This window comes from Citrobacter sp. Cs237, assembly GCF_030332325.1.
Classification (GTDB): domain Bacteria; phylum Pseudomonadota; class Gammaproteobacteria; order Enterobacterales; family Enterobacteriaceae; genus Citrobacter_A; species Citrobacter_A sedlakii.
The window spans coordinates 1-21,812 of record NZ_JAOWIB010000032.1 but is presented as its reverse complement, the minus strand read 5'-3'; the positions used below and the strand labels follow the sequence as shown (position 1 = coordinate 21,812).

Annotated in this window: 20 protein-coding genes and 1 other RNA gene; 8 read left to right on the top strand and 13 right to left on the bottom strand. The window is 52.3% G+C overall.

From position 1 onward, the window contains the following. Nucleotides 1-11: 11 nt before the first annotated feature. The 5 genes from OGY07_RS00450 to ptsJ form a co-directional block, all read right to left on the bottom strand. On the bottom strand, nt 12-1,853 hold the full coding sequence (locus OGY07_RS00450) for a tetratricopeptide repeat protein (RefSeq protein WP_286598008.1): 1,842 nt from the start codon (nt 1,851-1,853) through the stop codon (nt 12-14). Beyond that, on the bottom strand, nt 1,837-3,723 hold the full coding sequence (locus OGY07_RS00445; protein ID WP_286598006.1) for a hypothetical protein: 1,887 nt from the start codon (nt 3,721-3,723) through the stop codon (nt 1,837-1,839). The genes OGY07_RS00450 and OGY07_RS00445 overlap by 17 nt, the downstream gene beginning before the upstream one ends. A gap of 67 nt (nt 3,724-3,790) precedes the next feature. Then, entirely contained in the window at nt 3,791-4,153 is a 363-nt protein-coding gene (locus tag OGY07_RS00440) for a YfeK family protein (protein WP_042290841.1), read from the bottom strand. A gap of 55 nt (nt 4,154-4,208) precedes the next feature. Next, complete coding sequence (locus OGY07_RS00435; protein WP_286598002.1) at nt 4,209-4,949, bottom strand: type 1 glutamine amidotransferase; 741 nt, start codon at nt 4,947-4,949, stop codon at nt 4,209-4,211. A gap of 12 nt (nt 4,950-4,961) precedes the next feature. After that, nucleotides 4,962-6,254 carry a MocR-like B6 salvage transcription factor PtsJ gene (gene ptsJ, locus OGY07_RS00430; RefSeq protein ID WP_286598000.1) on the bottom strand — a complete coding sequence of 431 codons (1,293 nt, stop codon included), beginning with the start codon at nt 6,252-6,254 and terminating at the stop codon, nt 4,962-4,964. A gap of 82 nt (nt 6,255-6,336) precedes the next feature. Here ptsJ and pdxK point away from each other — a divergent pair, with 82 nt between their 5' ends. Both pdxK and OGY07_RS00420 read left to right on the top strand, forming a co-directional pair. Further along, entirely contained in the window at nt 6,337-7,203 is an 867-nt protein-coding gene (gene pdxK, locus OGY07_RS00425) for a pyridoxine/pyridoxal/pyridoxamine kinase (protein ID WP_286597998.1), read from the top strand. Then, a complete protein-coding gene (locus OGY07_RS00420) occupies nt 7,200-7,442 on the top strand; it encodes a hypothetical protein (RefSeq protein WP_060570578.1) in 243 nt (80 codons plus the stop codon). The genes pdxK and OGY07_RS00420 overlap by 4 nt, the downstream gene beginning before the upstream one ends. Before the next feature lie 61 nt (nt 7,443-7,503). On the opposite strand, the gene crr is transcribed toward OGY07_RS00420, so the two are convergent. From crr to cysZ, 5 genes are all read right to left on the bottom strand, one after another. Further along, the gene (gene crr / locus OGY07_RS00415) at nt 7,504-8,013 is read right to left on the bottom strand and encodes a PTS glucose transporter subunit IIA (protein ID WP_042290834.1); all 510 of its coding nucleotides are present in this window, start codon (nt 8,011-8,013) and stop codon (nt 7,504-7,506) included. A 40-nt stretch (nt 8,014-8,053) separates the two neighbouring features. Next, the gene (ptsI, locus tag OGY07_RS00410) at nt 8,054-9,781 is read right to left on the bottom strand and encodes a phosphoenolpyruvate-protein phosphotransferase PtsI (protein ID WP_042290832.1); all 1,728 of its coding nucleotides are present in this window, start codon (nt 9,779-9,781) and stop codon (nt 8,054-8,056) included. A gap of 46 nt (nt 9,782-9,827) precedes the next feature. After that, on the bottom strand, nt 9,828-10,085 hold the full coding sequence (ptsH, locus tag OGY07_RS00405; protein ID WP_000487600.1) for a phosphocarrier protein Hpr: 258 nt from the start codon (nt 10,083-10,085) through the stop codon (nt 9,828-9,830). A gap of 382 nt (nt 10,086-10,467) precedes the next feature. Further along, nucleotides 10,468-11,439 (bottom strand): cysteine synthase A, encoded by a 972-nt coding sequence (gene cysK, locus OGY07_RS00400; RefSeq protein WP_042290830.1) that lies wholly within the window; start codon nt 11,437-11,439, stop codon nt 10,468-10,470. A 163-nt stretch (nt 11,440-11,602) separates the two neighbouring features. Then, the gene (cysZ, locus tag OGY07_RS00395) at nt 11,603-12,364 is read right to left on the bottom strand and encodes a sulfate transporter CysZ (RefSeq protein WP_181822792.1); all 762 of its coding nucleotides are present in this window, start codon (nt 12,362-12,364) and stop codon (nt 11,603-11,605) included. Nucleotides 12,365-12,594: 230 nt separating this feature from the next. On the opposite strand from cysZ, the gene zipA reads away from it, so the two are divergent. The 3 genes from zipA to OGY07_RS00380 all read left to right on the top strand — a co-directional run bounded on the left by zipA (nt 12,595) and on the right by OGY07_RS00380 (nt 15,925). Then, the gene (gene zipA, locus OGY07_RS00390; protein WP_060570580.1) at nt 12,595-13,617 is read left to right on the top strand and encodes a cell division protein ZipA; all 1,023 of its coding nucleotides are present in this window, start codon (nt 12,595-12,597) and stop codon (nt 13,615-13,617) included. A gap of 72 nt (nt 13,618-13,689) precedes the next feature. Next, nucleotides 13,690-15,705 carry an NAD-dependent DNA ligase LigA gene (gene ligA, locus OGY07_RS00385; protein ID WP_286597982.1) on the top strand — a complete coding sequence of 672 codons (2,016 nt, stop codon included), beginning with the start codon at nt 13,690-13,692 and terminating at the stop codon, nt 15,703-15,705. 1 nt (nt 15,706) lies between these two features. Continuing rightward, nucleotides 15,707-15,925, top strand: coding sequence for a DUF3820 family protein (locus OGY07_RS00380; RefSeq protein ID WP_060570586.1), 219 nt, complete (start codon nt 15,707-15,709; stop codon nt 15,923-15,925). Here OGY07_RS00380 and OGY07_RS00375 read toward each other — a convergent pair. After that, entirely contained in the window at nt 15,922-16,920 is a 999-nt protein-coding gene (locus OGY07_RS00375; protein ID WP_042290823.1) for a bile acid:sodium symporter family protein, read from the bottom strand. The two genes, OGY07_RS00380 and OGY07_RS00375, sit on opposite strands and share 4 nt — an antisense overlap. A gap of 385 nt (nt 16,921-17,305) precedes the next feature. Further along, nucleotides 17,306-18,070 (bottom strand): nucleoside-specific channel-forming Tsx family protein, encoded by a 765-nt coding sequence (locus OGY07_RS00370; RefSeq protein ID WP_286597978.1) that lies wholly within the window; start codon nt 18,068-18,070, stop codon nt 17,306-17,308. 279 nt (nt 18,071-18,349) lie between these two features. Between OGY07_RS00370 and xapA the strand changes: the two genes are divergently transcribed. From xapA to OGY07_RS00355, 3 genes are all read left to right on the top strand, one after another. Beyond that, complete coding sequence (gene xapA, locus OGY07_RS00365) at nt 18,350-19,183, top strand: xanthosine phosphorylase (protein ID WP_060570591.1); 834 nt, start codon at nt 18,350-18,352, stop codon at nt 19,181-19,183. A gap of 60 nt (nt 19,184-19,243) precedes the next feature. Beyond that, nucleotides 19,244-20,500 carry a nucleoside permease gene (locus OGY07_RS00360; RefSeq protein WP_042290818.1) on the top strand — a complete coding sequence of 419 codons (1,257 nt, stop codon included), beginning with the start codon at nt 19,244-19,246 and terminating at the stop codon, nt 20,498-20,500. A 96-nt stretch (nt 20,501-20,596) separates the two neighbouring features. Next, on the top strand, nt 20,597-21,481 hold the full coding sequence (locus tag OGY07_RS00355) for a LysR family transcriptional regulator (protein WP_060570595.1): 885 nt from the start codon (nt 20,597-20,599) through the stop codon (nt 21,479-21,481). Nucleotides 21,482-21,598: 117 nt separating this feature from the next. On the opposite strand, the gene OGY07_RS00350 is transcribed toward OGY07_RS00355, so the two are convergent. Continuing rightward, a non-coding RNA gene (locus tag OGY07_RS00350) (RtT sRNA) lies at nt 21,599-21,734 on the bottom strand. Between the last annotated feature and the right edge of the window lie 78 nt (nt 21,735-21,812).

Genomic DNA, 21,812 nt, shown 5'->3' with positions numbered 1-21,812 from the left:
TTTGACGTAGATTAGGCTTTCTCTTTTAAATCAGCAGTCAGCAGTTCACGAACGAAGTTATCCGTTTTCTCTGCCGCAGGCGCTTTCCGGTCATACGTTCTGGGAAAAACAGCAATGGTCTTTCCCTGCCAGGGAATAAACCAGTAAACACCGTCATCCGGCGACAGGTAATCTCTGATGGATTCCTCTTTATGGAAGACCCAACGCACGGCGTTGTTCTGACTTCCTGAAATATCCTGTGCGGTGTGCTCGAATTTAATGCCTTCCGTCTGATCTTTCGCCATTTTCAGACGCTGCAGGATAAATGCTTTTGGCGACGTATCTGACGGTAATATCTGAACCAGGAAACTGTCTGGATTTTTTTCGGAGGAATACAGGAGATAATCCGTCCCTGCATACTCCAGTATTGTCTGGGCAGTGAGTAAGGGAAAAATCAATCCATCATCTTTATTTTCTCTTATCGCCCCGTGCGCGGTGTCTACGCTCCACTGCTGGCTATCGCCAATGAGGCCGGCTGCCTGGATATATTTCGCCAGAAGCTCATAACCGTCTTTCCCTTCTTCAAAACGTAATGTACTGAGCGCTGAGTAGAATAAAATTTTTTCATAGTCCCAGTCGTTATGAGTATAGGGGAACTGCGCCCGCGCTTTTTCGAACGCCTGACTGGCATCGGCATACTTTCCCTTACGATAATCCGCAAGGCCTGTAATGCTGTAAAATTTTTGATATTCAGCCGGGAATGCGGCGATCTGTAACCCTTTTTGCGCGATGATCCTGGCTTTGTCCCAGTTCTCATCAGGAGCATCAGGCGCGGACAGTCCTACCCCAAGAGGATACAATTCAGCTTCAATCGAGCGCATCGTTTGCTGGTGATAGAGTTTTGGCGGATTATCCCATTTAATCTGCGCAAACAAATCAGCAATCGACTTTATTGCGGCCTGGCTGTCGCTTTCAGGAATTTTCGCTTTTATGGTGACCCGCCAGTCACCTTGCTTAATTTTCCATGTGACGGAAATTTGTTCCTCTGCTGCTACAACAAATTTCTGCTGGAGATTTTTATCCACCGGGAAATCTGGTATATGGCCGATATCTGTTACGGGCGGCGCAACGTTTTTATCCTCAGGTGATACCATTGAGTCTTCTTTTTCGACTTCATTATAGGTCATCGTGAAGCGAATCTTTCCACCGGATGATAATATGTAGGTCAGGTCTGTCGGGTAATCCCGGGTTTCACCCGAGTCAATATCAACCAGCAACCATTTCTTTGCGTTAATAACAGGGAAGCGCATATTAGCCACCCGCCAGGACAGTTGGTTATTTTTTTCGTCTATGTGCCAAAGATTAGGTGAGATTTTTTTACCTCCTTCGCCGGAATACACACGTTTAATTAAAAGGATGGCATCCGTTTGTTTTTCTGCGAACCAGGCATATTTAGCGGCAGAAATTAAAAATCCTTTAATGAAATCATCATATTCTGCCAGCGGTAGCGCATTTTCGAACAGGCTCTGTGCTTCAGCGTAGCGGTGTTTTTTTTCCAACAGCCATGCCAGGGTATCCAGTTCTGATGACAACTCATAGTGGTTAATGTCGCAGCTTACCTTCATTTTTTCCAGACTGGACAGTAGCGCCCGTTGTGCAGTAATAAAATCTCCCTGCTGAATCAATCCCATTGCTTCCTTGTAGCTGTCGAGTTGCTGGCGCCGTATCAGATATTGTTGCTCTTGGTCGTAATAGGGTAGCTTTTGGCACAGTTCATATCGTTCAACAGGAGATGAGGTGGCTGCGGCAAACGTTGGCGCGACAAAGGAACAAACCAGAGCGAATAAAACGTGCCTGTTAGTTAGAAACATCATTACGTTCTCCAGAAACTGACGACGATGCAGGGGCAGAGTACTGTGCCAGTTGTTTGGCAAATTTATCCAGCTCGGGCAATACCGCGTTGTCCTTGTTATCGACCACCGCAAGGATCGCGCCATAACCGCTCTGGTAAGGAAACGTCCAGTAGATCAGTGATTTTTCTGTTTTTTCGCTACCGCTGTACCATTTGACCGACCACTTTGTCGCCATTTTCTTCTGTCCCTGTAAACTAAAGGGATAGGTTGTTTTATGCAGGTCTTTGTCCGCTATAGTTATTTTTTGTCGATCTTCTTCCTGAAGGCGTTTGACTTTAGCTTTGATAATGTTCGGCACATTGACTTCAGACAACTCCGTCAACCCGGCGGAAAACTCAGTCGAATAGCCATATTTTGCTGCAGAATAAACAACGGTTCCTTCGATATACGTGAATGCTGAGGCATGGAAAATGCCGACGTTAAAGGGAAAGCGTAACTGGCTTTTTTTGTTGAATATTTGTGGGATAACAGGATCAAAAACCCAATGGCTATCCATTGGCGAATGCCTTAATGATTGTTTCACCAGTTCGGTATAGGTCTTCTTTTTCGTCCGGTAAGCAATGTCCGTCAGGTACATCAGAAGCGCTTGCGAACCATAGTTATCTTCGGTTTGAGTCGTTAAGGTTTGCGAATAAGCGGCGCGAGCATATTGAAGATATGACCAGGCTTTATCCAGTTTATTTTGCCGGTATGAATGGATACCGAGAATGGCGTTGACTCTTGCTTTTTCAAGCGGGAATTTTGCCGCCGGAAGCAATAAGTTTGCCTGTCGGGCAGCGTTATTCCATTCGGCCGTGGTACGGTAAGTTGTTTTTGTCAGTGCATCCAGTTCTTTCTGAATGGGGGGAAGCGTGTCTGCCTGCGGCCATTTTATTTTTGTAAACAGTGAAGACAGTTGCTGAAGGGCATTTTCGCTGTGCGCTGTCTGAAATGTTGCCTGAACCGCCATTTCCCACGATCCTTGCGTTATTTGCCATATTGCCGTCGTCACGCTATCCCCGGCGACGCTATAACGTTGAGCTGATTTTATTTGTTTAATATTTTCGCCTGGGAAATCGGGTAATTTTGCCGAAAGCTCAGCATCCTCTGCTGTTGTATAAAGCCAGGGTCGTTTTATCTGCGTTGTTTTTACTGAATGCTCAGTGTTATTAGATCCCCGGTAGTGGAGCGTTATGTCAGCGGAAACATAGTTGTCTGCGACGTTATAGATTCCATCGCCATTGTTAGTAAAACGAATCACTGACGCGCCATCACGTTGACCGGTAGAATATATTTTTGCCAGCGTCCAGCGCCCAGTGGTTAACGGCACCGTCAGATGGGCAAGAGCATAATTTAACTGATTATTCTCATCATCCAGTTGCCACATCTCAGCGGGGAGGTTTTTGATGGAAAGATACGTTTTAATGAACTGCTGTGCTTCACTTCCTTTACCAGCCAGCATCGCTTGCGTGGTCGCTTTGCGAATAAAACGCTGATGCTGATCAACATTGGTGGTCGCCTCTGCCGCTTTTTTATTTAATTCAATGGCTTTTTCATACTGAGCGGTTTCATTCAGCGCCTGCGTGAGGCGCCATACTACCGCATTCGCGTTTTCGAAATTAGCACAGGATGCATGCAGTTCATTCCAGATGCTGTCGACGAAATTCCCGACGGATTCTTTGTTACCGGTTTTAACCACATCCGGTAATTGATTCATCAGTGAGGTAATTAGTGTCGAAGGGGATTGCTGACTGATAGAGAAATCACAGCGATTATTTTCTGCGGCAATCACATTGTGACTTATCATTAATGATAAAACAGGTACAACAAACTTTAATAAAGTATTTGCCATGACATTATCTCTTTGGCAATGGTAAAACTATCGGTTAGGGAATGTTCTAACCGATTCGTTGAGAAAATTAGTTAAGGGTTTTATCTGTTTCCGCGATCAGTGCGTGCAGATAAGGTTTGGCATTTTCATCATTTTTACCCGGAATTCGCACAATGTAGGGTTTGCCGGTAATCGATGAAGAGGAGGCGACTTTATCAATGAATTGTTCTGCGGTATCAATACGGTTGCGGGTATTCCCCAGCTTCAGGCGCAGGTGGGATACTGCTTCATCACAATTATGTGAATCGCCGTTTCTCACGAAGATTAAATCCTTTTTTTGCGCCAGTGCATCAAGCATGGCGCTGATGCGTGCCTCTTCATGGGCATTCAGCTTCGCCCAGACCGGAAGAGTTAACAGGAGAGCAAATAGCGTACAGGCGATTCTTTTCATTCCACTTTTCCTTGCGATGAGAAATCCTTCGTAGTTCTGACAAGGCGTCCTGCGTTTAGTTGCACCCGCGACCGGGGTAATTTTCTGAATGTGCTTGCAGAAGTTTATCCAGAAACCGCCACAGCGTTTCATTCATTTCCTGGTAACTCCATTCGCGCATTTCCTTTACCGAACGGATGAACGTTTTCCCTGCGGCTTCCGCCAGCTCCTGTTGGGAGTGCCTAATCAATCCTTCGACGGACTCGGCGGTAAATTCCATGTGGCACTGGAAGCCGTAAATGAAATGACCAAACTGCACAATTTGTCGCGGACAGCCTTTACTTTCCGCAATGACGGTCGCCTGATCGGTTAATCCCGGCATATCGTTATGCCAGTGACCGACACTCAGTGGAGAATCAAAGTGAGAGAAAAACGGATGCTCTTTGCCTGCTGCGGTCAGCGTAATAGGGAAATGACCGATCTCTTTTTCCGGGCTTTTGCAGACCTTTGCGCCCAATGCTTCGCCAATCAATTGCGCGCCAAGACAGATGCCCACCACAATACGTCCGGCGCTTATCGCCTGATTAATGAGATGCTGTTCCGCCAGCGAGTCAAAGTACGGACATTCTGCAAGCGTTGTTCGCGGCGACTGGGGGCCGCCAAATACAACCAGCATGTCAAAGCCGTCCGCGTTCTTCGGCACGGGTTCTCCGGCATAAACGCGAGACCATGAGAGGGTATAGCCCCGTTGTTCTGCCCATGGCAGATAGGCGCCGGTGGATTCAAATGATTCGTGAACAACAAAATGTACTCGCACGCTCTTCTCCTGTTAGCCATTCAGCGCCTGATAAATATCAGCCGCCAGGGTGTTGATATCGCTGTCGCTCAATGTCGACAGCGTGATACGCAGACCGTGTGCAGGTTCGTTCACGCCAAACGCCTCACCTTCGCGCACCAGCCAGCCTGATTTCGCCAGCATAAAAGCGGTTTTCTGACTGGTGTCCTTCAGTGGCAGCCACAGATTCAGACCGTCGCCCGGCGGTACGGCCAGATCATGCTGGCCCAGCGCCCCGGCCAGCTTTTGCTGGCGGGACGCATAAAACTGCCGGGTATGGTTCAATGAGCGCTGAAAATCACTGTCGTTCAGGCAGGCAGAAGCGAGATCCTGAAGTAGATGACTGACCCACTGGCTGCCCGCGTTCAGGCGCAGGCGCAGTTTCTGCGACGTCAGCGGATCGCTGGAAACGATGGCGAGACGCAGGTCCGGGCCGAGCGTTTTCGACATTGAACGCACCACCGCCCAGCGCAGGGTTTCCGCGGCGATAACCGGATGCCAGGCTGATGTCGAGAGCAGGGCGAAATGATCGTCGACAATGACTAACACCTGCGGATAGCGGGCAAGTATGTTTTGTAACGCGGCGGCACGCGTGGCGCTCAGGCTGCATCCGGTTGGATTATGCGCGCGTGGGGTAATAATCACCGCGCGTGCGCCCAGGCGTAAGGCCTGCTCCAGCATGTCCGGTTGCATGCCTTCCTCGTCAACGCGCACGGGCGTGGCGCGAAAACCGCTGTAGCGCAGCATATTAATGCTGCTCAGAAAGCACGGATCTTCCACCGCCACGCTGTCGCCCGGCAGCAGGTGGGCGCTCAGCAGACGTTCAATGGCATCAATGGCGCCGCTGGTAATATCAATTTCGCCTTCGGCAGGGGTGGCATCCTTCATCCATGTTTGCGCCCACTGTTGTAACGCGGGCGATAACGCTTCATCGCCGTACAAGCGGTGAGTATGCGTGAGCGTTTTTAGATAGCGTCCCAGCTCGGGCAGACGATCCGCTGCGGGATTGCCGCCGGAAAGATCGACAAGCGGAGTGTGCGGATCGCTTCCTTCCAGCGCAACTGGCGCAGAGGCGCCGTTTATCACCGTGCCGTTGCGCCCCTGACTCAGCGCCAGCCCGGAGATAACCAGCCGTTTGTAGGCCGCAGCGACAGTATTTCGGTTGACGTTCAGCGCCTGGGCCAGTTCGCGCACGGGAGGTAAGGTATCCCCCGAACGTAACGCTCCGCTGGTGATATGCTGGCGGATGTTGTCAAAGATTTCGCTGGCGGTTTTTCCGTCGATCATTATTGACCTATGACAAAATGAATTTTAGCATATGACGATAATAGTGAGGCGCCAGCCCGCTGTCCAGTGAGAGGAGATGTTTATGGCGCAGGAGAGTGATATACAGTCAGTGCTTTTTAGCGATAGCCATCGGGCGTTACAAACCGACATCGTCGCCGTTCAGTCACAGGTGGTGTACGGCAGCGTGGGTAACAGCATCGCGGTGCCGGCTATTAAGGCAAAAGGTTTGCGCGTCACGGCGGTACCTACGGTGCTGTTCAGCAATACGCCGCATTACGAGACGTTTTATGGCGGCATTATTCCTGCCGACTGGTTTAACGGCTATTTACAGGCGCTGAGTGAGCGCGACGCCCTGCGCGAGCTGAAGGCGGTGACCACCGGTTACATGGGCAGCGCAGAGCAAATCGTCCTGTTGGCGCAATGGTTGCAGAACGTGCGCCAGCACCACCCCAATATCACCATTTTGGTTGATCCGGTGATAGGGGACGTGGACAGCGGTATGTATGTGAAAGCGGAAATCCCGGAGGCTTACCGGCAGCATCTGCTGCCAGTGGCGCATGGGCTGACGCCAAATGTCTTTGAACTGCACATGCTGAGCGGCAAACCGTGCGGTACGCTTGACGAGGCAGTGATTGCGGCGAGGTCGCTGCTCACCGATACGCTGAAGTGGATTGTGATCACCAGTGCTCCCGGACAAAACCGTGACGCTATCAACGTGGCGGTGGTGACGGCTGAATCGGTGGATATTATTGAACATCCGCGGGTGGAAACCGACCTGAAAGGCACCGGCGATCTGTTCTGTGCGGAGCTGGTGAGCGGCATTGTACGTGAAATGACGTTAACCCGAGCCACGCAACTGGCGGCAGAAAGGGTGCTGGACGTCATGATGTGGACCCAACAATGCGGCTGCGACGAATTAATACTGCCGCCGACAGGGGAGGCGCAATGAAAAGTTATCGCTTAGTGGTTCGTCAACAAGGGCGGGTGGTCGGTCATTTCGACACCAGTGGAGTGGATGCGCTGGCGGATATTTGCGTGGCGCGCGCCATGTTTGGCATTGCGGGAGGGTATCAGTGCGAATTGCTGGTCGCAGACGCCGAAAAACGGATGCTGGAAAGTGGACCGGACGGCATGAAAATCCTGATGCGCGAGAAGTGCTATCGTCCGGTCACCGCCACGTTGCTGTAAAGGTGAAATTGGCGGATAAAAAAATAGCGCCGGAAGGCGCTATTTTTCACTGCGGCAAGAATTACTTCTTGATGCGGATAACCGGAGTTTCACCCACGGTCACGCTACCGGACAGTTTGGTCAGTTCTTTGATCTCGTCCATGTTGGAGATGACGACCGGCGTCAGAGTGGACTTGGCTTTTTCTTCCAGCAGCGGCAGATCGAATTCGATGACCGGGTCACCCACTTTCACGCGCTGGCCTTCTTCCGCGATACGCTTGAAGCCTTCGCCTTTCAGCTCAACGGTGTCGATACCGAAGTGAACGAACAGCTCGATACCGCTATCGGATTCGATAGAGAACGCATGGTTGGTTTCAAAGATTTTGCCGATGGTACCGTCAACAGGCGCGACCATTTTGTTACCGGTTGGTTTGATGGCGATACCATCACCAACGATTTTTTCCGCAAAAACTACATCCGGCACGTCTTCGATGTTGACGATCTCGCCAGAGAGCGGAGCAACAATCTCAATAGTTCCGGTGTCTTTCTTATCATCAGAAACCAGAGATTTCAGTTTATCAAACAAACCCATGATCTTCTCCTAAGCAGTAAATTGGGCCGCATCTCGTGGATTAGCAGATTGTTTTTTCTTCAATGAACTTGTTAACCAGCGTCATTAACTCGTCCGTTGTCGGTTGAGCAAGAGCCTGCTCTGCTAACACCTTCGCATCTTCGAAGTTCGTGTTACGGATAATCTTCTTAATGCGCGGGATAGAAATGGCGCTCATAGAGAATTCGTCCAGACCCATCCCCAGCAACAGAAGTGTAGCACGTTCGTCGCCTGCAAGCTCACCACACATGCCAGTCCATTTACCTTCTGCATGAGAAGCATCAATAACTTGCTTGATCAAGTTCAGCACGGACGGTGACATTGGCTGGTAAAGATGTGAAATCATATCATTACCACGGTCAACTGCCAGCGTGTACTGCGTTAAATCATTGGTGCCGATACTAAAGAAATCAACTTCTTTGGCTAAATGACGCGCAATCGTCGCCGCAGCCGGTGTTTCCACCATCACGCCAATCTCGATTGCTTCGTCAAATGCTTTACCTTCGTCACGCAGTTCCTGTTTGTAGATTTCGATCTCTTTCTTCAGTGCGCGCACTTCTTCAACAGAGATAATCATCGGGAACATAATGCGCAGTTTACCGAAAGCGGACGCGCGCAGGATAGCGCGAACCTGGTCACGCAGGATCTCTTTGCGATCCATGGCGATACGCACAGCGCGCCAGCCCAGGAACGGGTTCTCTTCTTTCGGGAAATTCATGTACGGCAGCTCTTTGTCGCCGCCGATGTCCATAGTACGCACGATAACTGCCTGAGAGCCGCAGGCTTCAGCAACAGCTTTGTACGCCGCAAACTGTTCTTCTTCAGTCGGTAGCGCGTCGCGGTCCATAAACAGGAATTCAGTACGATACAGGCCAACGCCTTCGGCGCCGTTACGCTCTGCGCCTTCGACGTCACGTACGGTACCGATGTTTGCGCACACTTCAACCTGATGGCCATCCAGGGTGATTGCCGGCAGATCTTTCAGTTTCGCCAGTTCCGCTTTCTCGGTGGCAACCTGTTCCTGCACGGCGCGCAGTTTTTCAATTTCTTCGTTAGTCGGGTTGACGTAAACCTGGTTGTTTACGGCATCCAGAATCAGATAGTCGTCGTTTTTAACCTGAGAGGTAACGCTGCCGGTACCCACGATAGCAGGCAGTTCAAGAGAACGCGCCATGATTGAGGTGTGGGAGGTACGGCCGCCCGCGTCGGTGATGAAACCCAGCACTTTTTGCAGGTTCAGCTGTGCGGTTTCGGACGGGGTCAGGTCAGCGGCAACCAGGATAACCTCGTCTTTGATTGCGCTCAGGTCGATGATCGCCAAACCCAGGATGTTGCGCAGCAGGCGCTTACCGATATCACGCACATCAGCCGCACGTTCTTTCAGGTATTCATCATCCAGTTCTTCCAGGGCAGTGGCCTGACCTTCGATAACTTCATGCGCAGCTGCGTCAGCCGTCATGTGCTTATCTTTAATCAGGGCTATGATTTCCTGCTCCAGCTCCTCATCTTCGAGCAGCATGATATGCCCTTCGAAGATGGCTTCTTTTTCTTCACCGAACGTTTCACCAGCTTTGGTTTTGATCGCTTCTAATTGCGCAGATGCCTTGGCACGACCGCTCAGAAAACGTTCAACTTCCTGATCAACCTTGTCGGCAGAAACTTTTTTCCGGTCAATGACGATTTCGTCTTCTTTCAGCAAAAGTGCCTTGCCGAAAGCGATACCCGGGGATGCTAAAATGCCTGAAATCATAACCCTACCTTACTTGTGACTGATTTTTAAAAGAACCCGGAAAAACTTATTCCAGTTCCGCCATCAGCTTGACCAGATGTTCAACCGCTTTCTGCTCGTCTTCACCTTCCGCAGAAATGGTGACAACGGTGCCCTGAGTCAGACCCAGAGTTTGCAGTTTGAACAGGCTTTTTGCGCTTGCGCTTTTGCCGTTGGAAGTCACAGTAATCTCAGACGTGAAGCCTTTCGCTTCTTTAACAAACTGAGCAGCAGGGCGGGTATGCAGACCGTTCGGAGCGGTAATGGTAACTTCTTGCTGGAACATTGTATTTCCCCAACTTATAGGTTTAGTGTTGTGGAACTAAAGTCTAGCCTGGCGGTTCGACTTTAGCCTGTATTGTTAGTGCCGACGTAAACGGACGCGACACACCAGGTGTTATACGCAATCCGTTGCAGGCAACTTCTGGCCGCTGACGTTTCGCTCGTCATTAAACATTATGCCGCGAAATCAAGAATTGAACCAAATCATAAAATCGATTCAGCAGGGAGTTTTCCTGTAACGATTAATTTCGCGCTTCAAAATAATTAGTCAGGTTAAATACCAGACCCAACGGGGTGAATCAATGCCAGGTGGGGTGAAAGTTTGAAGCAGGCCACAAAAAAGCACCTGAAAAGGTGCTTTTTTACGCGTTTTTAACAAGCTGGCATCACTGTTGCAGTTCTTTCTCAGTAAAGAGATCGGCAAACAATGCGGTGCTCAGATAACGCTCACCCGAGGACGGTAGGATAACCACAATATTCTTATTGGTAAAGGTTTCATCTTCCTGCAATTTAAGCGCGGCAGCGACGGCTGCGCCGGAGGAGATGCCCGCCAGAATCCCTTCTTCTTCCATCAGACGGCGTGCGGTAGAAATCGCCTCTTCATTGGTGATGCCAATGACTTTATCAATCAGTTTGAGATCAAGGTTGCCTGGAATAAAGCCCGCGCCGATGCCCTGAATTTTGTGCGGGCCTGGCTTCAGCTCTTCGCCAGCCAGGGCCTGCGCGATAACCGGAGAATCAGTCGGTTCGACGGCGACAGTAATGAGGTCTGCTTTACCCTTTGTGCCTTTGATGTAGCGGGATACGCCAGTCAGCGTACCGCCTGTACCCACGCCAGAAATAAACACATCCACCTGACCATCGGTATCTTCCCAGATTTCCGGGCCGGTGGTTTTCTCATGTATCTCCGGGTTCGCCGGGTTGCTGAACTGCTGAAGCAGCAGGTATTTCGCCGGATCGCTGGCGACAATCTCTTCCGCTTTCTGAATCGCGCCCTTCATGCCTTTCGCGCCTTCGGTCAGCACCAGATTCGCACCCAGCGCTTTCAGCAGCTTGCGGCGCTCGATGCTCATCGTTTCCGGCATGGTTAGCGTCAGCTTATAGCCGCGCGCGGCAGCGACGTAAGCCAGTGCGATACCGGTGTTGCCGCTGGTCGGCTCAACCAGTTCCACGCCCGGTTTCAGTACGCCGCGTTTTTCGGCATCCCAAATCATATTGGCACCGATACGGCACTTCACGCTGAAGCTCGGGTTACGTGACTCCACCTTCGCCAGAATGCGTCCGTTACCGATGCGGTTCAGTCGAACCAGCGGCGTATGACCGATAGTCAGCGAGTTATCTTCAAAAATCTTACTCATGGCCTGTCCTTAACTGTATGAAATTGGGATACCTTCCCAGCATACCCGTCAGACGGATAGGGGGAAGTAAGGATTTCGCATATCTATATGCTATGAGGAAATAATGACGATCAGTATGGAATAAGAAACGGCATATACCAGCGGCTGGCGTCTCATCTTTACATTATTTCCACAAGGCATGCTTCGCGCGATAGCAATCGACCCACATCGCCGTTGCGCCGCACACTGCAACCGGCATGATAAAAAGATTCAGCACCGGGATAAGGGTAAACAGGCTGGTGAGCGCGCCAAACTGCATATTGGTGACCTTGCGCGCGCGCAGGGCAGAACGCATCTCTTTAAACGGCACTTTATGGTTATCGAAAGGATAATCGCAATACTGGATCGCCAGCATCCAGGCACTGAACAAGAACCAGAGCACCGGGGCGACAGTTTGACCAATACCGGGAATGAAATAGAGGATCAGCAGGACGATGGCGCGCGGTAAATACCAGGCGAATTTTTGCCATTCGCGTTTCATGATGCGCGGCAGATCTTTCATGATGCCCAGCACGCCAGTATCTGGCGGCGTGGCCCCGGTCAGACGCGCTTCCAGCTGTTCCGCCAACAGACCGTTAAACGGTGCGGCAATCCAGTTGGCGACCGTCGAAAAGAAATAGCCAAAGACCAACACCACCGAGATCACGGCGATCGGCCAGAGCAGATAACTCAGCCACTGCAGCCAGTCCGGGACATGCCGCATTAACGACGGGATCCAGGCATCCAGTTGGGTAAACAGCCACCAGAAGGCGCCGCCCATCAGCACGATATTGACCAGCAGGGGCAAAATAACAAAACGGCGGATCCCGGGTTGCGAGACCAGCTTCCACCCCTGAGCGAAGTAGTACACACCGCTGCGTGGTGCGGTGACGGATGATGACACCATAGTCAGGACAGACTCCTTTTAGTATTAGTCCTAAGTGAACCCGGGTATCTTACCGGGTAATTGCGCTCAGGACAGTTCGGAAATGTTCGAAAAAACAGCAAAAAGCACGATTTCCTTCATCTTTATGCCGGGAAAGCTAAGAGTACACTTGCACTTGACGTAATCGGCAAATACTCTTAGTGAGTAAATGTTTGCCGTGGTGGCAAGGTGTTAGAACAACAGAGAATATAATGATGCAGGATTTGCGTCTGATATTAATCATTGTTGGCGCGATCGCCATAATCGCTTTACTGGTACATGGTTTCTGGACCAGCCGTAAAGAACGATCTTCTATGTTCCGCGATCGTCCACTGAAACGCATGAAATCAAAACGCGACGATGAGCCGTTTGACGACGATATCGACGCTGACGAAGGCGTGGGTGAAGTTCGTGTTCACCGCGTGAATCATGCCCCCGGCAGCCCGCAGGAGCATGAAGCCCCTCGCCAGTCGCCGCAACACCAGTACCAGCCGCCTTATGCGTCTGCGCAGCCGCGTCAGCCGGTCGCGCCGCCGCCTGACGCGACGGTGCCGCCGCAGCACGCTCCGCGTCCGGTACAGCCGGTTCAGCCGCAGCCTGCCCCGCAGCAACCCATTCAGCCGCAGGCCGCGCCGCAACAACCTGCGCCTGAGGCGCAGCAAACTGCCGCGCCTCAGGTACAGCCTGTTCAGCAGCCCGCTTCGCCAGCGCCGCAGGCGGCCTCGCAAGCATTCCAGCCGGCTGAGCCAGTAGCAGAGCCGCAACCAGAACCGGTGGTAGAAGAAACGCCGGCCCCTGCGCCAGAAAAACCGCAGCGTAAAGAAGCGGTAATCATCATGAACGTTGCCGCTCATCACGGTAGCGAACTGAATGGCGACGTCCTGCTCAACAGTATCCAGCAAGCGGGCTTCAAATTCGGCGACATGAATATCTTCCACCGCCACCTGAGTCCCGACGGCAGTGGTCCGGCGTTGTTCAGCCTGGCGAATATGGTTAATCCGGGGACGTTTGACCCGGAAATGACCGACTTCACCACGCCAGGCGTGACCATTTTCATGCAGGTGCCGTCTTATGGCGACGAACTGCAAAACTTTAAGCTGATGCTTCAGTCTGCGCAGCATATCGCTGATGAAGTGGGTGGCGTAGTGCTGGACGACCAGCGCCGGATGATGACGCCGCAAAAACTGCGTGAGTATCAGGACCGCATCCGCGAAGTGAAAGACGCTAACGCCTGATACACTAAAGGCACGACACATACTTTTCTGAACCCCCGCCTGTCGGGGGTTTTTTATCATTGATGGTGCGATATGGAATCAATCGAACAACAACTGACAGAACTGCGAACCACGCTTCGCCATCATGAGTATCTTTACCATGTGATGGATGCGCCGGAAGTGCCCGACGCGGAGTACGATCGTCTGATGCGCGAGCTGCGCGAGCTGGAAGCCCGGCACCCGGAGTTGATCACCCCGGACTCGCCTACCCAGCGGGTTGGGGCGGCGCCGTTGGCCTCGTTCAGCCAGATTCGTCATGAAGTACCGATGCTGTCGCTGGACAACGTGTTTGACGAAGAGAGCTTCCTGGCGTTTAACAAACGCGTTCAGGATCGCCTAAAAAGCACCGATAAACTCACCTGGTGCTGCGAGCTAAAGCTCGATGGTCTGGCGGTCAGCATTCTGTATGAAAACGGCATATTGGTCAGAGCCGCAACCCGTGGCGACGGAACCACCGGGGAAGACATTACCACCAACGTGCGCACCATCCGCGCCATCCCGCTACGTCTGCATGGCGATAACATTCCTGAGCGTCTGGAAGTGCGCGGAGAAGTCTTTCTGCCCCAGGCCGGTTTTGAAAAAATCAACGAAGAGGCGCGTCGTACCGGGAGCAAAGTCTTCGCTAACCCGCGTAATGCGGCCGCGGGTTCGCTACGCCAGCTTGACCCGCGTATTACAGCGAAGCGACCGCTGACTTTCTTCTGTTACGGCGTTGGTATCCTGGAAGGGGGCGAATTGCCCGATACCCACCTGGGCCGACTGATGCAGTTTAAGGCGTGGGGATTGCCGGTGAGTAATCGCGTTACGCTGTGCGACTTTCCGGAAGCGGTTCTGGCGTTCTACCGCCAGGTGGAAGAAGATCGCCCAACGCTGGGCTTCGATATTGACGGCGTGGTGATCAAAGTGAACTCACTGGCGCTGCAGGAACAGCTTGGCTACGTTGCCCGCGCGCCGCGCTGGGCAGTGGCGTTTAAATTCCCGGCCCAGGAACAGATGACCTTTGTCCGCGACGTGGAATTTCAGGTGGGGCGTACGGGCGCCATCACGCCTGTCGCGCGGCTGGAGCCCGTACAGGTGGCTGGCGTGTTGGTCAGTAACGCCACGCTGCACAATGCCGATGAAATCGCCCGTCTTGGGCTGCGGATTGGCGACAAAGTGGTTATTCGCCGGGCGGGCGACGTGATCCCGCAGGTCGTCAATGTGGTGCTCTCCGACCGTCCGGATGATACGCGTCCGGTTGAATTTCCGGCCCAGTGCCCGGTTTGCGGTTCTGACGTCGAGCGCGTGGAAGGCGAAGCCGTTGCCCGCTGTACCGGCGGCCTAATCTGCGGCGCGCAGCGGAAAGAGTCGCTGAAGCATTTCGTTTCCCGTCGGGCGATGGACGTTGACGGAATGGGCGACAAAATTATCGACCAGTTGGTTGAGAAAGAGTATGTGCATACGCCTGCGGATCTGTTCCGGCTGACGGCAGGAAAACTGACCGGGCTGGACCGCATGGGGCCGAAGTCGGCGCAAAACGTGGTGGACGCGCTGGAAAAGGCGAAGGAGACAACGTTCGCGCGTTTTCTTTATGCGCTGGGTATTCGCGAAGTCGGTGAAGCGACCGCCGCGGGATTAGCCGCGTACTTCGGTACGCTTGACGCCTTAGAAGCGGCGTCGATAGACGAGTTGCAGAAAGTGCCTGACGTGGGAATTGTGGTGGCGACCCATGTGTTCAATTTCTTTGCGGAAGAGAGCAACCGCGAGGTTATTGGCCAACTACTGGCGGAAGGCGTGCGCTGGCCTGCGCCGGTTGCAATCAATCCCGCAGAGATCGACAGTCCCTTCGCCGGTAAAACGGTGGTTCTGACCGGCAGCCTGAGCCAGATGTCCCGTGATGACGCCAAAGCGCGTCTGGTGGCTCTTGGGGCGAAAGTGGCGGGCAGTGTGTCGAAAAAAACCGATCTGGTGATTGCCGGTGAAGCGGCAGGATCGAAGCTGGCGAAAGCCCAAGAGCTGGGCATCGAGGTCATTGACGAAGCGGAAATGCTCCGCCTGCTGGGTGCCTGAGATGGAAAAAGAGCAGCTCATTGAGATCGCCAACACGGTGATGCCGTTCGGGAAATATAAAGGGCGCCGGCTGATTGATGTGCCGGAGGAGTATTTACTGTGGTTTGCCCGCAAGGATGAATTTCCGCCGGGTAAACTGGGCGAACTGATGCAAATTGCGCTGCTCATTAAAACCGAGGGGCTGACGCAGCTGGTTCAGCCCCTGAAACGCCCGCTTTAAACTTTCGCGGCGCGGCTCTCCTGCTGCGCCTGCATTTTTTCGGTCTGCTGCTTGTAGCGGCGTGCCATTACCGCACAGACCATCAGTTGAATCTGGTGGAAGATCATCAGCGGTAATACCATCATGCCGATCACCGACGTTGGAAACAGAATATTGGCCATGGGGATACCGTTGGCGAGGCTCTTTTTTGAGCCGCAGAATACGATGGTGATTTCATCCGCTTTATTGAAGCCGCATTTGCGGGCGACAAAAACGTTTACCGCAATAACGATAGTTAATAGCACAATACTGACAACGACGATAAACAGCAGCGACCCCCAGCCTACCTTGTGCCAGATACCGTTAACCACCGCTTCGCTGAAGGCAGAGTAAACGACCAGCAGGATGGATGTCTGGTCGGTTTTCGCAATCCATTTCTTATTTTTCGCCACCCATTTACCGATCCATGGTCGGGAAAGATGACCAAGGACAAAGGGCAGCAGCAGTTGCAGCATGATTTTACCGACCTGCTCCAGACTGCCTTCCGCGCCGTGCATGTTCATCACCAGACCGACCAGCAGTGGCGAAAGGAAAATCCCCAGCAGGCTTGACGCCGATGCGGAGCAGACCGCCGCCGCCACGTTGCCGCCGGCCAGCGAAGTAAAGGCGATAGCCGACTGGACGGTGGCAGGCAGAATGCAGAGATACAGGAAACCGGTGTAGAGCATCGGATCGACGTTGACGGGCGCCCACCAGGCGAACAGTACGCCGAGCACAGGGAACAGGATAAAGGTGCTGCACATCACCCACAGGTGTAAGCGCCAGTGGCTTCCGCCCGCGATAATGGCTTCGCGCGAGAGCTTCGCGCCATGCATAAAGAACAACAGCGCAATGGCGGCGGTCGTCACGCCTTCGACGACAGGGACAAAAGCCCCTTCTGCGGGAAAAAACGACGCCAGCAAAACAACGGCGATCAGTGTCAGCGTAAAGGGATCAAGAATACGAAAAAGCGTCATAACGACTCCAGGGATTCAGTACTGACAGTGTGTGTATCGACTACAGAAATAACAAAGGCGTACTGCGTCTGCATATTAATGGAATCGATAGAGTATACACCGCATGTCGCTGATGCCCAGGAAAGAAGCGCTAGCGAGTAAGGGCATAGTATTTTTCCCGGCCGGGTGAAAGGTGCGTTGTGCCTGTGTGGGCGCTCAATCAGATATATACGTTTGTCTGCTGGTTGCCAGCGGCGGCTTTTGCCCCGCAGCCGCAGTTTTGCAAGGAAGGGATGGATATATTACGGGTCATCATAGCGCGCACCTGTTCCGAAATGACGGACCATCAAGATATCGACACAGGAGCGCAAAACTTCAGCGATGCCAGCCTTTGGCAGCCCTGTAGTCAGAAGTTAAATTTCGCCGAGTAGATAACCCCATCCTGAAGGAACGACTCTCCCAGCTTATTATCAGCGTAGCGGTACTGAATGCCTGCCGTCAGGTTCGGGGTTGCGTTCCACCATACCGCCACGGCGCCATTCAATCCATCTTTGCCTCCGTTTCCGGCGGCATAGGCGGGGTCGCGATCAAACTCGTATTCGTTCCAGTTGGTGAGGGTGAATTTCTCGCTTCCGAGAGTAAAACTGTATCCGGCAACCCATCCCATTACGTAACCATTGTCACCGCTATAATATGTCTGGTCGGTATAGCGTTTTGCAATAAAAGGCTTTAACCAATAACCCGTGCCGGTAAAGTTATATCCCAGACCATACAAAAACATGTCATCATGGAAATGAATATGATTGGGGGAACCGTAGGTCCCGTATGCATGCAAATAAAGATTTAATCCGGTGTCGCCAAGATAAATACGATTGGTGTTTTTAAACGTATAGCGCTGTTCACTCCCCGGTTTTTCATTCCGTGAGCGATAAAAATTTTCCCAGTCGAAGAAAGCGTATATTTCACCCCAGCTAAAATTAGCGCCACCTTCAAGTTCCAGATAACCAAAGTCGTCTTTGTGGGATTTGCTGCTGGTTCGGTGTGTGGTATCAGACGTCCAGTCCAGGTAGTGAAGACCGATATCGGCAAATCCACCTGTAAACTCCGCGTGGGCAGATTGCGGTAACGTTAATGCGGCGGTAAAACTTAAGATAATAATATTTTTATTCATAGGGTATATTCCAGTATCCGGAAATAGATTATTTTCGAATGATTGTTTTATTATTTTGCTCTTGTCAGCAACAGGTATGGTATTTATGTGATGGGTGAGAAATCCAATACATAATTATTACTAATCGATAGCGAGGCGATCTTAATTGCCTATGGCGATCGATATCATTTCCATATCGATCGTCATGAGAAAGTGTATTGGAAAGTTGCAATGCTCTCTCGCTATAAAAAGAGGGTGCTGAACACCATTCATTCGATATGTAGCTTTTAAGGACATCCCATGACTCATTCCGACCTGTCACAGAATCCGTGGTATTGCGTTGATATCATTCGCGGTTACTCACCTGGCTTTACGCCGCGCGTGGCTTTTATTCTCGGTTCTGGTTTAGGCGCGCTTGCTGAAAAGATCGAAGACGCCGTGGCGATTTCGTACGAGAAGCTGCCGGGGTTCCCGGTAAGCACGGTTCATGGTCATGCCGGTGAACTGGTTCTCGGCTATCTGGCAGGTGTGCCGGTTGCCTGTATGAAAGGGCGCGGGCACTTCTATGAAGGACGGGGGATGACCATTATGACGGACGCAATCCGTACCCTCAGGCTGCTGGGCTGCGAGTTATTGTTCTGTACTAACGCCGCCGGATCGCTGCGCCCGGAAGTGGGACCAGGAAGCCTGGTGGCGCTCAGCGACCATATTAATACCATGCCGGGTACGCCGATGGTGGGGCTGAATGACGAACGTTTTGGCGAGCGTTTCTTCTCGCTGGCCAATGCTTATGACGCCGATTATCGCTCGGTTCTTCAGACGGTGGCGGCGGAAGAGGGCTTTACCCTCAATGAAGGGGTATTTGTTTCTTACCCTGGACCGAACTTTGAAACAGCCGCAGAGATTCGCATGATGCAAATGATTGGCGGTGATGTGGTGGGGATGTCGGTGGTACCTGAGGTGATTACCGCCCGCCATTGCGGACTGAAGGTGGTTGCCGTTTCTGCAATAACTAACCTGGCGGAAGGGTTGGGCGATGTGACGCTCTCCCATGCGCAAACGCTCGCGGCAGCAGAACTTTCCCGGCAAAATTTTATCAACCTCATTTGCGGTTTCCTGCGCAAACTGGCCTGAGGCACATAACAATAAGACCCCGGCTTACGGGGTCGTACTCTACGGCAAGGAAGGAAAAGAATGCGTATTGCGACACGCTTAAAAATCATGTCTTTTTTGCAATATTTTATCTGGGGAAGCTGGTTGGTGACTCTGGGCTCTTACATGATTAATACTTTACATTTTACCGGAGCCAACGTGGGGATGATCTACAGCTCAAAAGGGCTGGCGGCGATTATTATGCCGGGGATTATGGGGATCATCGCGGACAAATGGTTACGCGCAGAACGTGCGTACATGCTGTGTCATCTGGTTTGCGCTGGCGTGTTGCTGTACGCAACGACCGTCACTGATTCGGACACCATGTTCTGGGTAATGCTGGTCAATGCGATGGCCTACATGCCGACAATTGCGCTCTCTAACAGCATTTCTTATTCCTGCCTGGCGCAGGCGGGGCAGGATCCGGCGACGGCATTCCCGCCTGTTCGCGTTTTCGGCACGATTGGTTTTATCGTCGCGATGTGGGCCGTCAGTCTGATGGGGCTGGAACTTAGCAGCGCGCAGTTGTATATCGCCTCTGGCGCATCGCTGCTGCTAACGATGTATGCTTTTACGCTGCCGAAGATCCCGATTGCGGAGAAGAAAGCGACCGCATCTTTAGTCAGCAAGCTGGGGCTGGATGCTTTTGTGCTATTCAAAAAACCGCGTATGGCGATCTTCTTTCTCTTCGCGATGATGCTGGGTGCAGTGCTGCAAATTACCAACGTATTCGGTAACCCGTTCCTGCATGACTTTGCCCGCAACCCGGAATTTGCCGACAGTTTTGTGGTGAAATATCCCTCAATATTGCTTTCGGTTTCCCAGATGGCGGAAGTGGGCTTTATTCTGACGATCCCGTTCTTCCTGAAGCGATTTGGTATTAAAACGGTCATGCTGATGAGCATGCTGGCATGGACGCTGCGCTTTGGCTTCTTTGCTTTTGGCGACCCATCGCCGTTTGGCTTTGTCATGCTGCTGATGTCGATGATTGTCTACGGCTGCGCCTTCGACTTCTTTAACATTTCAGGTTCTGTTTTTGTGGAGCAGGAAGTGGACGCGCGAATTCGCGCCAGCGCCCAGGGGCTGTTTATGACCATGGTCAATGGCGTCGGCGCCTGGGTTGGCTCGATACTGAGCGGCCTGGCGGTAGATTATTTTTCGGTTGACGGCGTGAAGGACTGGCAAACTATCTGGTTAGTCTTTGCGGCGTACGCTCTGGTGCTGGCGGTGATATTCGCGCTGTTCTTTAAGTATAAGCATGAGCCAGAAAAGTTAATGACCAGGTCGCTGGCACATTAATCGCTCTCGCGGCGGGTCATCTACCCGCCGTTTTATCTTATGAGCGGCAATGTGGTAACGTTGCGACGTCTCCCTCTAAACTGGAACGCACTTATCATGGAACGCGCGCATCGCATCGATCTCAAGCTACTGCGGTATTTTCTTGCGGTTGCGGAAGAACTGCATTTTGGCCGGGCGGCAGCGCGTCTGAACATGTCGCAGCCTCCGTTGAGTATTCATATCAAAGAGCTCGAGCAGCAGCTGGGGACGTTGCTGTTTGTGCGTCATTCGCGCAGCGTGGCGCTAACGCATGCGGGTAAAATCCTGATGGAGGAGTCCCGGCGGCTGCTGGCGAGTGCCAATCAGGCAATGGCGCGAGTTGAACAGATCGGGCGGGGTGAGGCGGGGCGAATCGAACTTGGCGTGGTCGGGACCGCAATGTGGGGGAGGATGCGTCCGGCGATGCGCAGTTTTCTAAAAGAAAACCCCAACGTAGAAGTACTCTTTCGCGAAAAATCACCGGGTATGCAAATGGCGCTGTTAGAACGTCGGGAACTGGATGCCGGGATCTGGCGAATGGCGATCGAGCCTCCCTCCGGATTTACCAGCCTGCGTCTGCATGAGTCTTCATTTCTGGTCGCCGTCCCTGAGGATCATACGTTGGCCTCTCGTGAGTCAATCCCCCTCGCCGCGTTGCGGAATGAATACTTCGTCACCCTTCCGTCGGTACATTCCGATTGGGCATTTCTCCAGCGCGTATGCCAGCAGGCGGGTTTCTCCCCGATGATCATCCGTGAAGTGGTGGAGCCGCAGACGGTGTTGGCGATGATAAGCATGGGGATGGGGATCACGCTGATGGCGGATGGATACGCGCAGATGAACTGGCCTGGGGTGGCGTTTCGACCTCTGGAAGAGCGGATACCGGCGGACCTGTATGTGGTTTATGAGAAGCAGCAAACAACGCCCGCACTGGAGCGGATGATTGAGTCGTTAACGGCGTAGCGGCATTTTACCGGATGATGGCATGCTCTTATCCAGTCTACAAAACGGCGCCGTAGCCTTTCCAGTTATTAAATTCTGCATATAGCAAAAAGGCGCCTTTAGGGCGCCTTTTTACATTGGTGGGTCGTGCAGGATGACTCGGCTTCGCCTCGCCCTTCGGGCCGTCGCCGCAAGCGGCTCCGTTGTCTCACTACGTTCGACCCGAACCTGCGGCAGGTTCGAATCATTAAATTCTGCATATAGCAAAAAGACGCCTTTAGGGCGCCTTTTTACATTGGTGGGTCGTGCAGGATTCGAACCTGCGACCAATTGATTAAAAGTCAACTGCTCT

Coding starts and splice junctions, on each gene's coding strand:
- OGY07_RS00450 (WP_286598008.1), bottom strand. CDS start 1,853: ATGATGTTTCTAACTAACAGGCACGTTTTATTCGCTCTGGTTTGTTCC.
- OGY07_RS00445 (WP_286598006.1), bottom strand. CDS start 3,723: ATGGCAAATACTTTATTAAAGTTTGTTGTACCTGTTTTATCATTAATG.
- OGY07_RS00440 (WP_042290841.1), bottom strand. CDS start 4,153: ATGAAAAGAATCGCCTGTACGCTATTTGCTCTCCTGTTAACTCTTCCG.
- ptsJ (WP_286598000.1), bottom strand. CDS start 6,254: ATGATCGACGGAAAAACCGCCAGCGAAATCTTTGACAACATCCGCCAG.
- pdxK (WP_286597998.1), top strand. CDS start 6,337: ATGGCGCAGGAGAGTGATATACAGTCAGTGCTTTTTAGCGATAGCCAT.
- OGY07_RS00420 (WP_060570578.1), top strand. CDS start 7,200: ATGAAAAGTTATCGCTTAGTGGTTCGTCAACAAGGGCGGGTGGTCGGT.
- crr (WP_042290834.1), bottom strand. CDS start 8,013: ATGGGTTTGTTTGATAAACTGAAATCTCTGGTTTCTGATGATAAGAAA.
- ptsI (WP_042290832.1), bottom strand. CDS start 9,781: ATGATTTCAGGCATTTTAGCATCCCCGGGTATCGCTTTCGGCAAGGCA.
- ptsH (WP_000487600.1), bottom strand. CDS start 10,085: ATGTTCCAGCAAGAAGTTACCATTACCGCTCCGAACGGTCTGCATACC.
- cysK (WP_042290830.1), bottom strand. CDS start 11,439: ATGAGTAAGATTTTTGAAGATAACTCGCTGACTATCGGTCATACGCCG.
- cysZ (WP_181822792.1), bottom strand. CDS start 12,364: ATGGTGTCATCATCCGTCACCGCACCACGCAGCGGTGTGTACTACTTC.
- zipA (WP_060570580.1), top strand. CDS start 12,595: ATGATGCAGGATTTGCGTCTGATATTAATCATTGTTGGCGCGATCGCC.
- ligA (WP_286597982.1), top strand. CDS start 13,690: ATGGAATCAATCGAACAACAACTGACAGAACTGCGAACCACGCTTCGC.
- OGY07_RS00380 (WP_060570586.1), top strand. CDS start 15,707: ATGGAAAAAGAGCAGCTCATTGAGATCGCCAACACGGTGATGCCGTTC.
- OGY07_RS00375 (WP_042290823.1), bottom strand. CDS start 16,920: ATGACGCTTTTTCGTATTCTTGATCCCTTTACGCTGACACTGATCGCC.
- OGY07_RS00370 (WP_286597978.1), bottom strand. CDS start 18,070: ATGAATAAAAATATTATTATCTTAAGTTTTACCGCCGCATTAACGTTA.
- xapA (WP_060570591.1), top strand. CDS start 18,350: ATGACTCATTCCGACCTGTCACAGAATCCGTGGTATTGCGTTGATATC.
- OGY07_RS00360 (WP_042290818.1), top strand. CDS start 19,244: ATGCGTATTGCGACACGCTTAAAAATCATGTCTTTTTTGCAATATTTT.
- OGY07_RS00355 (WP_060570595.1), top strand. CDS start 20,597: ATGGAACGCGCGCATCGCATCGATCTCAAGCTACTGCGGTATTTTCTT.